General features: G+C 73.3%; 11 protein-coding genes and 1 pseudogene. 6 read left to right on the top strand and 6 right to left on the bottom strand.

Annotated elements, in window-relative coordinates; translation table 11 throughout:
- On the top strand, positions 1 to 864 hold an 864-nt coding region (locus DMB66_RS40780; protein ID WP_370320188.1), incomplete at its 5' end, for a helix-turn-helix domain-containing protein.
- A gap of 79 nt (positions 865 to 943) precedes the next feature.
- Here DMB66_RS40780 and DMB66_RS40775 read toward each other — a convergent pair.
- Positions 944 to 1,336, bottom strand: a complete 393-nt coding sequence (locus DMB66_RS40775) for a hypothetical protein (protein ID WP_125809481.1) — start codon at positions 1,334 to 1,336, stop codon at positions 944 to 946.
- 7 nt (positions 1,337 to 1,343) lie between these two features.
- Positions 1,344 to 2,003 (bottom strand): helix-turn-helix domain-containing protein, encoded by a 660-nt coding sequence (locus DMB66_RS40770; RefSeq protein WP_125809480.1) that lies wholly within the window; start codon positions 2,001 to 2,003, stop codon positions 1,344 to 1,346.
- A 216-nt stretch (positions 2,004 to 2,219) separates the two neighbouring features.
- Between DMB66_RS40770 and DMB66_RS40765 the strand changes: the two genes are divergently transcribed.
- Positions 2,220 to 2,705: a nuclear transport factor 2 family protein gene (locus DMB66_RS40765; RefSeq protein ID WP_125809479.1), complete on the top strand. Its 486-nt coding sequence runs from the start codon at positions 2,220 to 2,222 to the stop codon at positions 2,703 to 2,705.
- On the opposite strand, the gene DMB66_RS40760 is transcribed toward DMB66_RS40765, so the two are convergent.
- Complete coding sequence (locus tag DMB66_RS40760; RefSeq protein WP_233625201.1) at positions 2,688 to 3,293, bottom strand: SAM-dependent methyltransferase; 606 nt, start codon at positions 3,291 to 3,293, stop codon at positions 2,688 to 2,690. The two genes, DMB66_RS40765 and DMB66_RS40760, sit on opposite strands and share 18 nt — an antisense overlap.
- A 9-nt stretch (positions 3,294 to 3,302) precedes the next feature.
- Here DMB66_RS40760 and DMB66_RS61695 point away from each other — a divergent pair, with 9 nt between their 5' ends.
- Entirely contained in the window at positions 3,303 to 3,467 is a 165-nt protein-coding gene (locus DMB66_RS61695; RefSeq protein ID WP_158647531.1) for a hypothetical protein, read from the top strand.
- Here the strand turns inward: DMB66_RS61695 and DMB66_RS40755 are convergent.
- On the bottom strand, positions 3,464 to 4,615 hold the full coding sequence (locus DMB66_RS40755; RefSeq protein WP_125809478.1) for an acyl-CoA dehydrogenase family protein: 1,152 nt from the start codon (positions 4,613 to 4,615) through the stop codon (positions 3,464 to 3,466). The genes DMB66_RS61695 and DMB66_RS40755 overlap by 4 nt on opposite strands.
- 44 nt (positions 4,616 to 4,659) lie before the next feature.
- On the opposite strand from DMB66_RS40755, the gene DMB66_RS40750 reads away from it, so the two are divergent.
- Positions 4,660 to 7,593, top strand: coding sequence for a glycine--tRNA ligase (locus DMB66_RS40750; RefSeq protein ID WP_125809477.1), 2,934 nt, complete (start codon positions 4,660 to 4,662; stop codon positions 7,591 to 7,593).
- 202 nt (positions 7,594 to 7,795) lie between these two features.
- On the opposite strand, the gene DMB66_RS40745 is transcribed toward DMB66_RS40750, so the two are convergent.
- Complete coding sequence (locus DMB66_RS40745; RefSeq protein ID WP_125809476.1) at positions 7,796 to 8,452, bottom strand: hypothetical protein; 657 nt, start codon at positions 8,450 to 8,452, stop codon at positions 7,796 to 7,798.
- Between the two features lie 250 nt (positions 8,453 to 8,702).
- Here DMB66_RS40745 and DMB66_RS40740 point away from each other — a divergent pair, with 250 nt between their 5' ends.
- Complete coding sequence (locus DMB66_RS40740; protein WP_199752915.1) at positions 8,703 to 9,812, top strand: glycerophosphodiester phosphodiesterase; 1,110 nt, start codon at positions 8,703 to 8,705, stop codon at positions 9,810 to 9,812.
- 12 nt (positions 9,813 to 9,824) lie between these two features.
- Here DMB66_RS40740 and DMB66_RS40735 read toward each other — a convergent pair whose 3' ends face one another.
- Positions 9,825 to 11,318, bottom strand: a complete 1,494-nt coding sequence (locus DMB66_RS40735; RefSeq protein WP_233625200.1) for a helix-turn-helix transcriptional regulator — start codon at positions 11,316 to 11,318, stop codon at positions 9,825 to 9,827.
- On the opposite strand from DMB66_RS40735, the pseudogene DMB66_RS64490 reads away from it, so the two are divergent.
- A pseudogene (locus DMB66_RS64490) lies at positions 11,310 to 11,660 on the top strand (hypothetical protein); the annotation flags it as partial. The gene DMB66_RS40735 and the pseudogene DMB66_RS64490 overlap by 9 nt on opposite strands.

Here is an 11,660-nt window from a genome sequence, read left to right as displayed (position 1 = left end):
CCCCAGCCGGAACAGCCCACCCAGCCGGAACAGCCCACCCAGCCGGAACAGCCCACCCAGCCGGAACAGCCCACCCAGCCGGAACAGCCCACCCAGCGTCGTGAGCTGGGGGCGTTCCTCCGCGCCCGCCGCGAGCGGATCACTCCCGCTGAGGCGGGACTGCCGGCCACCGGCCGCCGCCGGACGCCGGGCCTGCGCCGCGAGGAACTGGCCGTGCTCGCTGGCATGAGCGCCACCTGGTACACGTTTCTCGAGCAGGGCCGCGACGTCCATCCCTCCGATCAGGTGCTGGGCGCGCTCGCCTCCGCGCTGCGCCTGGGCCAGGTGGAACGCGACCACCTGTTCCACCTGGCCGGAAACACCCCGACCACCCCGACCGGCGCGACAGAACACCTCGCGGCCGAGGCGGCCGCCGTGCCGCTGCTGCTCCAGCCTCACCCCGCGTACATCATCGGCCGCGGCTACGACGTGCTCAGCCACAATCCGGCCGCCGACGCGCTGTTCCCAGGGCTGATCGGGGCACCCGCCCCGAACTTCGCCCGCTGGGTGTTCACCGCGCCGGCCGCCCGCGAGGTCGTGGTCGACTGGCAGCCCGAGGCGCACGGTCTGCTCGCCCGGCTCCGCACGCTCACCGCCCGGCACCCCACCGACGCGGGCCTTTGCGCGCTGGTCGCCGAGTTGCACGAGGCCAGCCCCGAGGTACGGGACTGGTGGCCCCGCTACGACGTGCAGGAACGGCACAGCGGACGCAAGCGGCTGTGCGGCCCTGACGGCCGGCGAACGGACTACGCCTACACCGCATTCCATCTGGCCGAGCAACCCGACCAGACCCTGGTGATTTACACCCGCGCCGGCTCCTGCTGAGCGAGCGAGACCCGGCGCCCACTGATCGCAGCAGCCGCGGACGTCAGACGGCCCGCGAGGGGGATGACGGAAATGGTGGCTATGACCTGTCGACGACCGCCTGGGCGAACGATCGCAGGGCGTCGCCGATGGTGTCGGAGATCGACAGCCCACCGAGATCCGCCGTCGCGAGGATCTCGGGTGGCGGAAACACTCTGGTGAGGCCGGCCGGGGCGAGGCCGGACACGACCCGGCCGAACCGGCCGGCGAGGTCGCCCAGAACCGCCCGTGTCGTCGTCACGTCGGGCACCGCGGCGCGCACGATGTCGTGCACGCCGACCTCGAACGGGTCCCAGGAACCGCAGGTCTCCGCCGGGTCGTCGAGCGCGAAGATGCGCCGGGCCCGGCGGACGTGGTGGACGAGGCCGTCGAGCCGGGGCAGGTGAGCGACCAGCAGCAGCTCGGTCGGGGACCGCCGGGTGATCTCGATCATCCCGGGATCATGATCGATGAGGATGGTGCGCCGATAAAAAGGTGCCGGAGACCTCCTCGACGGACGGTGTCGCACGGGCGGCCAGCCGGCGCAGGGCGGCCGTGAAGTCGGGCGAACCGTCGTGGGAGAGCCGGACGGCCAGTCCACCGTCGGCCTGGAGGCGGTCGGTGACCCGCCGTCGGGCGCGCAGCTCGCGCGGGGTGCCGTGGAAGACGTCGGCGAGGACCCGGTTGAGCTGTCGCACGCTGCCGAAGCCGGCGGCGAAGGCGATGTCGGCGATGCGCAGGTCGGTGTCGTCGAGCAACCGGCGGGCGAAGTGCGCTCGCCGGGAGCGGGCGAGCTGGTCGGGCGTGACCCCGGCGTGCTTGAGGAACATGCGCCGCAAGTGCCGCGGCGACACCGCGAGCCGGCCGGCGAGAGCGCTGTCCGTCGCGTCGTCCAGTGCGCCGTCAGCGATGAGGTGGATCCCCCGGCACACCAGGTCGGGCATGTCTCCGACGGTGATGGAGTCTTGCCGGTAGGGGCGGCACCGATGGCAGGCGCGGAAACCGGCGGCTTCCGCCGCCGCCGCGGACCGGTAGCGGGCGGTGTTCGCCGGATGCGGCCGGGCCGGGCAGTCATCCCGGCAGTAGATGCCAGTCGTCAGGACGGCGCCGACCGCGTTCATACGCCCAGCATGGCACCGAATCGTCGGCCTGATCGGACGGATCCGGACCGGCTGACGCCGATGGCCGAATGTGGCCAGACCTGATGATCGGCGAACAGCGAGGGTTCGGGTTCAGCCACCCACAGGATTCAGCCACCCACAGGGTTCAGCCACCCACAGGATTCAGCCACCTACAGAAGGCCAGCGGGGTTCATCCACCTATTGAAAGGTCAGCCCGTGAGCGCAGCACCGAGCAAGCAACTGGTCATCGACGCGTGGCAGGCGTTCGCCACGCGTGATGCGGACCGGATCCGCGACGTCTTCACCTCCGACGCCGAGTGGCTCGCCCCGGCCGGCAACGCGACCGCCCGCGCCCTGGACGGAACCCATCACCTCGTCGGGCGGGACCGCATCGTGCGATTTCTGGCCGACGAGTTCGGCACCGTCTTCGTCGACGACGTATCGATCGAGTTCGGTGGCTTCCACGCCGACGGCGACACCGTGGTCGTCGAGATGCGGCTGCGGGCGACCCTCGCCCACGGTGGTCGCTACGACAACGAGTACTGCCTCGTCTTCGAGCTGGAGCAGGGCCTGATCAAGCGGGTCCGCGAGTACATGGACACCCGGCGTGGGGCGGCCTGGTTCCGCTCGCCCTCGACGTCGGACCGCCCGGGCGCACCGCTGTCAGCCGAGGTCGTGGGTGGGTCAGGAGACGCGCCGTAGGACGTCGAGCAGGAACCACTCGTCCTCGTGGTGGACCCGGCGCTCCAGGCCGGGCCGGGCCGCCAGCGCCGCGTGCACCTGGTGTCCGTCGTAGTTGCCGCCGGTCTGCTGGTCGCGGAAGTGCACCGACACGATGTCGCCGTCCGGCTCCAGCCGCCGCACCAGGCCGTCGAGCGCGGCTTCCAGGTCGTCCGCGGACAGGTAGTAGAGCAGGTCGCCGATCACGATGAGGTCGAAGGTGGCGTCCGGCAGATCCGCCGGCAGCATCGCCGGTTCCACCCGTACGTGAGGGAACTCGCGGACCTCCTCGCGGGCCGTTTCGACGGCCTCGACGACGCAGTCGACCGCCAGGATCTCGTCGCACCGCTCGGCGAGCATCCGGGTCAGCAGCCCGACCGAGCAGCCCGGCTCGTACGCGCTGCGATACCGCGCACGCGGCAGGCTGGCCATGGTGACCGCGTACTTGCGCTGGTCGTGCCACTTGGTGGCGAGGTCCCACGGGTCGGTCTTGGCCAGGTACATGCCGATGAAGTGCTCCTGGGAAACCGTCGCTTCGGGGGCCTGCGCGTCTGCCTCTGCTCGTGCCACGCCGAGATTGTGCCCGACGACCCGGCCGCCGCGCCGGGCACCCCGGGCTCGCCCGCCGGCCCGGACGAGAGCACCCACCCCGACCGACCCGCCGGCCCGGACGAGAGCGCCCACCCCGACCGACCCGCCGCCCCACACAAAAGCGCCCAGCCCGACCACCCCGCGCGCGCCTAGACGAAGGCGCTCAGCCCGGTCACCGCGCGGCCCACGATCAGCGTGTTGATCTCGCGGGTGCCCTCGTAGGAGTACAGCGCCTCGGCGTCGGCCACGAAGCGGCCGATGCCGTAGTCCAGCACGATGCCGTTGCCCGCCAGGAGTTCGCGGGCCCAGCCCACCACCTCGCGCATCCGGGTCGTCGTGTACGCCTTCGCCAGCGCCGAGTGTTCGTCGCGGAACTCGCCCGCGTCCTGCAGCTGGGTCAGCCGCACCACCATGCCCAGCGAGGCGGTCACGTTGCCGAGCATGCGCACCAGCAGGTCCTGGACCAGCTGGAAACTGCCGATCGGGCGGCCGAACTGCTCGCGTTCCTTGGCATACTTCAGGGCGATCTCGTACGCGGCCAGCATGACCCCGACCGCCTGCCAGGCCACGCCGCTGCGGGTCTGCCGCAGGATCCTCGCGGTGTCCTTGAAGTTGTTGCCCAGCTGGAGCCGGTCCGCCTCCGGCACCACGCAGTCGGTGAGCGTGATGTCGGCGTTCTGGACGATCCGCAGGGCGATCTTGTTCTCGATCCTGGTGGCGACGAAGCCGGGGGTGTCCTTGCCCACGACGAAGCCCTTGACCTGGTCGTCGGCGACGTCGCGGGCCCACACCACGGTCAGGTCCGCGAAGGTCGCGTTGCCGATCCAGCGCTTGGCGCCGTTGAGCACCCAGTGGTCGCCGTCGCGGCGGGCCGTCGTGTGCAGGCCCGCGGCCACGTCCGAGCCGCCGGACGGCTCGGTCAGCGCGAACGCGCCGATCTTGTCGAAGCGGGCCATCGCCGGCAGCCAGCGCTCCTGTTGCTCGGGCGAGCCGCAGGTCTCGATGCTGCCCATCGCCAGCCCGGCGTGCACGCCGAAGAAGGTGGCCATGGACGCGTCCGCGTGGCCCATCTCCATCGCCAGCCAGCCGGAGAGCAGGTTCGACCGCTTGCGCCCGGCCAGGCCCAGGTCGGCGAAGCCCTTGATCAGCGGGAACGGGAACTCGGCGCGGGCCCAGTGATCGTTCGCGATCGGGACGACCTCGGCGGCCAGGAAGGCGCGGACCCGTTCGACGACGGCGGCCTCTTCGGCGTTCAACAGGTCCTGGAAGCGGTACAGATCTCCTACCAGCAGCTCCGACATGGGACCGTTATACCCGGGTGACGGGCTCACTAGACTGTGAATCCATGCTCACCATGCAGGACGCTCTCGCCCGCCTCACCGCGTACTGGACCGATCAGGGTTGCCTGGTCGTGCAGCCGATGAACACCGAGGTCGGCGCCGGGACCCTGAACCCCGCCACCTTCCTGCGGGTGCTCGGCCCGGAGCCGTGGCGGGTCGTCTACGTCGAGCCGTCCGTGCGCCCCGACGACTCCCGCTACGGCGAGAACCCGAACCGGCTGCAGACCCACACCCAGGTGCAGGTGATCCTCAAGCCCGACCCGGGTAACCCGCAGGAGCTCTACCTGGGCAGCCTCACCGCGCTCGGCATCGACGTGGCCGCGCACGACGTCCGGTTCGTCGAGGACAACTGGGCCTCCCCCGCGCTGGGCGCCTGGGGCCTGGGCTGGGAGGTCTGGCTGGACGGCCTGGAGATCACCCAGTTCACCTACTTCCAGCAGGCCGGCGGCCTCAACCTCGAGCCACCGTCGGTGGAGATCACCTACGGCATCGAGCGGATCATCATGGCGCTGCAGGGCGTCACCCATTTCAAGGACATCGAGTACGCCGAGGGCGTCAGCTACGGCGAGGTGTTCGGCCAGGCCGAGTACGAGATGTCGCGCTACTACCTCGACGACGCGGACGTGGCGACCAACCGCCGGCTGCTGGAGCTGTACGCGGCCGAGGCGCAGCGGCTGATCGACGAGGGACTGCCGATCCCGGCGCACACGTACGTGCTGAAGTGCTCCCAGGCCTTCAACGTGCTCGACTCCCGCGGCGCGGTCTCCACCGCCGACCGGGCCGCCGAGTTCGCCCGGATGCGCCGGCTCGCCGGCGACGTCGCCCGGCTCTGGATGGCGCGCCGCGACGAGCTGGGCCACCCGCTGGGCGTGGTGAGCCCGCTGCCGCCGGCCGCCGCCTTCGAGGCCGCCACGGCCGGCGAGGCGCCGCGGACGCTGGTCTTCGAGGTCGGCACCGAGGAGATGCCGCCCAGCGAGGCCCGTGCCGCCGTCGAGCAGGTGCGGCGGGAGCTGACCGAGCGGCTCGGCGGGACGCGGCTGGCGCACGGCGACGTCCGGGTGCACGCGACCCCGCGCCGGCTGATCGCGGTGGTGGCCGACGTCGCCGCCCGCGAGCCGGACCACGAGCGGACGGTCAAGGGCCCGAAGACCGGCGCCCCGGAGAAGGCCGTCGCCGGTTTCGCGCGCTCCCAGGGCGTACCGGTGGAGTCGCTGGAGACCGCCGAGCTCAACGGCGTACCGCATCTGGTCGTGCGGAAGCACGAAGCGGGCCGCGCGGCACCGGCCGTGCTCGCCGACGTGCTCGCGAAGGTCACCGGCAGCCTGCGCTCGGCGAAGAACATGCGCTGGAACGACCCGCAGCTGGCCTTCACCCGGCCGATCCGCTGGCTCGTCGCGCTCTGGGGCGACGAGATCGTCCCGCTGGCCGTGTCGAGCCTGCTGGCCGGCCGCGACACCCGGGTGCTGCGCACCGCCGCGCAGCCGGCGGTCAGCGTCGCCTCGGCGGAGACGTTCATGGAGACGCTGGCGATCAACGGGATCGTCGCGAACGCCGACGACCGCCGCGAGCTGATCGTCACCGGCGCGCAGGACCTGGTCTGGGACTCCGGCCGGATCGACGTCGCGGGCGAGGCCGCGCTGATCGACCAGATCACCTACCTGGTGGAGCAGCCGACGCCGCTGCTCGGCACCTTCGACGAGAAGTATCTGGAGCTGCCCGCCGCCGTGCTCACCACGGTGATGCGCAAGCACCAGCGCTACCTGCCGGTCCGCGACGCCGACGGCACGCTCCTGCCGATGTTCGTCACGGTGGCCAACGGGCCGGTCGACGTCGAGCGGGTCCGCTCGGGCAACGAGGCGGTGCTGCGCGCCCGCTACGAGGACGCGGCGTTCTTCTACCGCGCCGACCGGAAGCTGCCCCTGGCGGCGATGCGCGACAAGCTGCAGCGGCTGACCTTCACCGACAAGCTGGGTTCGATGGCCGACCGCGCGGCCCGGATCGCCGCGCTCTCGCTTTCCTTGAGGGAGCCGTCGGCCACCCTGGAGCGTGCGGCGCAGCTGGTCAAGTTCGACCTGGGGTCGCAGCTGGTCACCGAGATGACCAGCCTGGCCGGGGTGATGGCCCGCGACTACGCGCTGCACGCCGGCGAGACCCCGGCGGTCGCGCAGGCGGTCTACGAGGCCGAGCTGCCCCGCAGCGCCGGCGACGACCTTCCCGCGTCCGTACCGGGCGCGCTGCTGTCGCTGGCCGACCGCCTGGACCTGCTGGCCGGCCTGGCTGCGACGGTCGGGCTGCCGACCGGCAGCAGCGACCCGTTCGCGGTACGCCGGGCCGTGCTGGGCCTGATCGCCGTGCACCGCGCCCACCCGGACCTGGCCGGCATCGACCTCACCGCCGCGCTGGCCGCCGCGGGCGCGCTGCAGCCGGTCGAGGTGCCGGCGGCGGTGCTCGCGGACGCCGGTGACTTCCTGGCCAAGCGCCTGGAGCAGGTGCTGGTCGAGGAGGGCCACCCGGTGGACCGGGTCCGGGCGGTGCTGCCGCATGCCGGCCGCCCGTCGTTCGCGGACCTGCTGCTCGCGCAGCTGGGCCGGCTGATCACGGATCCGCGGTTCCTGGCCCTGGCCGAGGCGATCCAGCGGGCTCGCCGGATCGTCCCGGACGGCACCCCGGCGGGGTACGACCCGGCGCTGCTCAAGGAGCCGGCCGAGGTCGCGCTGCACGAGACGGTCCAGACGGTACGCCGGGAGCTGCCCGCCGACGCCGACCTGAGCCGCCTCACCGCGGTGGCCGGGCGGCTCACCGACCCGGTGAACGCCTTCTTCGACGAGGTGTTCGTGATGGCGGACGACCCGGCGCTGCGGGCGGCCCGGCTGGGCCTGCTCGCCACGGTGCGGGACCTGGGCGCCGGGCTGCTGGACTGGCCGCAACTGCGGCTCTGAGCAACCGCCCGCCCACCGGGGTCGATCCGGCGTGCGGGTCAGGCGTCGCAGGGTCAGACGGCGCGGGGTCAGACGGCGCGGGGTCAAGCGGCGCGGGGTCAGACGGCGCGGGGTCAGACGGCGCGCGGTCAGACGGCGCGCGGTCAAGCGGCGCGGGGTCAAGCGGCGCGGGGTCAAGCGGCACCGGGGTCAGGCGGCGCTGTCAGGCGGCGTGGGGTGGGCGGTCCGGGAGGGTCAGCGTGATCCGTTCCAGGCGCTCGCCGTCCGCCGCGAACTGCGCGTGCAGCGCGAAGCCCGCCAGGGTCCATCTGTCCCACGGGCCATAGTCGCCCAGGAACCGGTCGTGATACGGGTCACCCTGCTCGTCGGGGTGGCCCAGCGCCTCCCGCAGGTGTGTGCGCCGGGGGACGCGGCCCGCCCCGCCCGGGATCTCGCCCTGGAAGGACGTGAACCCGTCGTCGCCGTGGAAGTGCAGGAAGACGGTGGTGACCGTGCCGTGGGCATCCGCGGCCAGCTCCACCCCGGCGTCGCGGGACAGGTACGAGCGCGACAGGCCGGAGCCGACCGCCGCGCCGGAACGCGGGATGAGGCCGTACTCGCGGCAGACCTGCTGGACGCGCGCCTCGAGGACCGTACGGCCGAGCAGCTCGGTCAGGTCGGTGCGGCCGGTGGGCCGGGGCCCGGGCAGACCGACCGGGTCGCCGTTGGGCCGGCGGGCCGGCGCGGGCTCGCCGAGGGGCTCGTGGCGGCCGCCGGGACGCGGGCCGGGCTTGGTGCCGTACCGGCCCTCGGGGACCGGCCTGGTCGGATCCTCCCCGGCCGCGCGGCTGTGCTCGGCGCGACGATCGAGAAATCCCATGCAGACACTCCACGAAGGCGGCAGACATCCGGCGATGCTGGGCCTCCCATTCCCCGCCCGGCCGCCCCGGAAACCTCCGATCGCCGTCCAGATTCGCCATGACCGGGCCGGGCGTCCCGGGCCGATCGATGATCCTTACCGTGTCGTTTGTCCGGCAGCCACGGCGACTTCGCCTGCCGGTCGAGCTGATCGCCTGAACTCGGCCACGGGAGGTCCGGCGACCGTCGCCGGCGGATCCCGTGGAGGAACCGTGGCAGATCGCCGACAGGTGCTGCGCTTCGGCGCGCTGGCCGCCGGCGTACCGGCTGTGCTGGGAGCGGCGGCGACGCCCGCCCTCGCGACCGGCGGGCACGGTGACCACCGGGGCCCGCTGATCGTCGGGCACCGGGGCGCGTCCGGCTACCGGCCCGAGCACACCCTGGCCTCGTACGAGCTGGCCGCCCGGCTGGGCGCCGACTACATCGAGCCCGACCTGGTCATCACCAAGGACCGGGTCCTGGTCGCCCGGCACGAACCCGAGATCGGCGGCACCACCGACGTCGCCTCGCGGCCGGAATTCGCCTCCCGCAAGCGCACGGTGCTGCTCGACGGGGTGTCGGTGACCGGCTGGTTCACCCACGATTTCACCCTGGCCGAGCTGAAGACGCTGCGCGCCACCGAGCGCATCCCGCAGCTGCGCCAGCACAACACGCTGTATGACGGGCTCTTCCAGGTGCCGACCTTCCAGGAGGTGCTGGACCTGCGCAAGCGGCTGGAGCAGGAGCTGGACCGCGAGATCGGCGTCTTCCCGGAGACCAAGCACCCGACCTACTTCCGCCGCCTGGGCCTGGAGCTGGAGGCGCCGCTGGTGCGCTCGCTGCGCCGCAACGGCCTGGACCGGGCCGACGCGCCGGTCCTCGTGCAGTCGTTCGAGGCGAAGAACCTGGCCACCCTGCGTGCCGCCTACAAGCTGCGGGCACCGATGGTGTTCCTGACCGGCGCGGCCGGCTCGCCGTTCGACGATCCGAAGACCTACGCCGAATATCTCAAGCCGGCCGGGCTGCGCGAGCTGTCCCGCTACGCCGACGGCATCGGCCCGGACAAGTCCCAGGTCATCCCGCGCACCGCCGACAACACCCTGGGCACGCCGACCAGCCTGGTCGCCGACGCGCACGCGGCGGGGCTCAAGGTCATCCCGTACACCTTCCGGGCGGAGAACCAGTTCCTGCCGGCGGACTACCGGGCCGGCACCGACCCGGCGGCCTACGGCCGGGCCATCGCCGAGCAGGTCGCCTTCCTCAAGACCGGCCTGGACGGCCTGTTCACCGACCAGCCGGACATCGGCGTGCTGGCCCGCGACGCGGTGCTCGCCCGGGTCTGACCAGGTGCCCGCTCAGCCGACCAGCCGGCGGGCCAGCTCGGTGCGGGAGCGCACGGACAGCCGGGCGAAGACGTTACGCAGGTGATGGTCGATCGTCCGCGGGCTGAGGAACAGCTGCTGGGCGATCTCCCGGTTGGTGGCCCCGTCGGCCGCCAACCGGGCGATCCGCTCCTGCTGCGCGGTCAGCTCACAGGCTCCGGCCGGGTCCCGCGGTACGGGCGCCCCGGCGGCACGCAGCTCCACATCGGCCTGCGCGGCCCACGGACCCGCCTGCAGCAACCGGAACGTCTCCACCGCGCTGCGCAGGTGCTCGCGGGCCGCCCCGGGGCAGCGGCGGCGCCGCAGGTCCCGGCCGAACAGCAGTTCGGTGTGCGCGCGGGCGAAGTCGGCGGCACCGCGGCCGTGCTGGCGCAGGGCCTCCCGGAAGTGTTCCTCGGCGGCCTGCGGCTCCACCGAGCGCAGCGCCCGGCACCGCGACCGCAGCGCCAGCCAGGCCGGTTCCCTCGTCGCGGCGGCCCACCGGTCGAACGGCGCGAAGGCCCGATCAAGCGCAGGGGACCGATCAAGCGCAGGGGACCGATCAAGCACGGGGGAGCGATCAAGCCCAAGGGCCTGATCAAGCCCAGGGGCCCGATCAAGCCCAAGGGCCCGATCAAGTGCAGGGGAGCGATCAAGCGCAGGGGACCGATCAGCCGCAGGGAACCGGTCAGGCGCGGCGCCCCGGCGGACCGAGCGCGACGGCGGGGCGCAGCGCCAGACCGCCTCGATCAGGTGCGGGGTGGCCGCCACCCGGACGATCAGATTGCTCCGGCCGGGCGCCGCGACGACGATCGCACCGAGCCGCTCCACGGTCGCCGGGGCCCGGCCCTCCACGAGATCGAGCAGCGCGAGCGCCCACTGGCACAGCGCCCACGCCTGGCCGGGACGGGCGCCCGCCTCGCGGACCCGCAGCACGCAGCTCTCCCGGTCGCCGACCAGCGCGGCGAGCACCGCGAGGACGCCCAGCTGGCTCCGCGCCAGGGCGGGCTGGCCGGTGGCCCGGGCCAGCGCCACACCCTCGGTCGCGGCGGTCGTGGCGGCCTCGTAGTGCCCGGCGGCGAGCCCGGCGAACGCGGTGATCTCCAGGGCCTGCGGCACCAGGGTGACCTCGCCACGGTCGCGGGCCAGCGTGGCGGCCCGGCCGGCCAGCGCACGGACCCGGGGGTCGTCGCCGACCAGGATGCCGGCCCAGGCGGCGCGGATCAGCGCGGCGGGCTCCTCGACCCGGTCGGCGAGCCGCAGGGCTCCGGCCAGCCGGGCGAACGCGGTTTCGTGGTCGCCCGCGTACATGCCGGCCAGGCCGGCGACCTGCTGGTAGGCGAGCGCAACCGGGGGTGGTTCAGCGCCGCGGCGCAGGGCGAGGACGCGCCGGGCGATCTCGACGTAGCGACCGTGCTCGCCGGCCAGGTGCACCGCCTCGCCGGCCAGCAGCAGGGCGTCGAGCGCGGCGGGGACGTCGTGCGGCACGAGGCGCGCGGCGGCGTCGAGCAGCGTGTCACGGGCCGCGACCGGGTCACCCGCGCGCAACTCCATCTCGCCGGCAAGGCAGCCGGCCCGCGCCCGGACCCGAACCGCCATCTCACCGCCGAACACACCGGCCCCGACCCGGGCCCCCATCTCGCCGATCCCGACCCCATCTCGGGCCCCATCTCGGGCCCCGGATCGGGCTCCGGCCTGAGCCTCCATCTCGCCGACCCCGACCCCAGCTCCGGCCCCGACCCCAGCTCCGGCCCCGACCCCAGCTCCAGCTCCGGCTCCGGCCTGAGCCTCCATCTCGCCGACCCCGACCCCGACCCCAGCTCGGGCCCC

This window comes from Actinoplanes sp. ATCC 53533, assembly GCF_003947245.1.
Note: the sequence above shows the minus strand (reverse complement) of the source record. Positions and strands in the feature narration are given on the sequence as shown.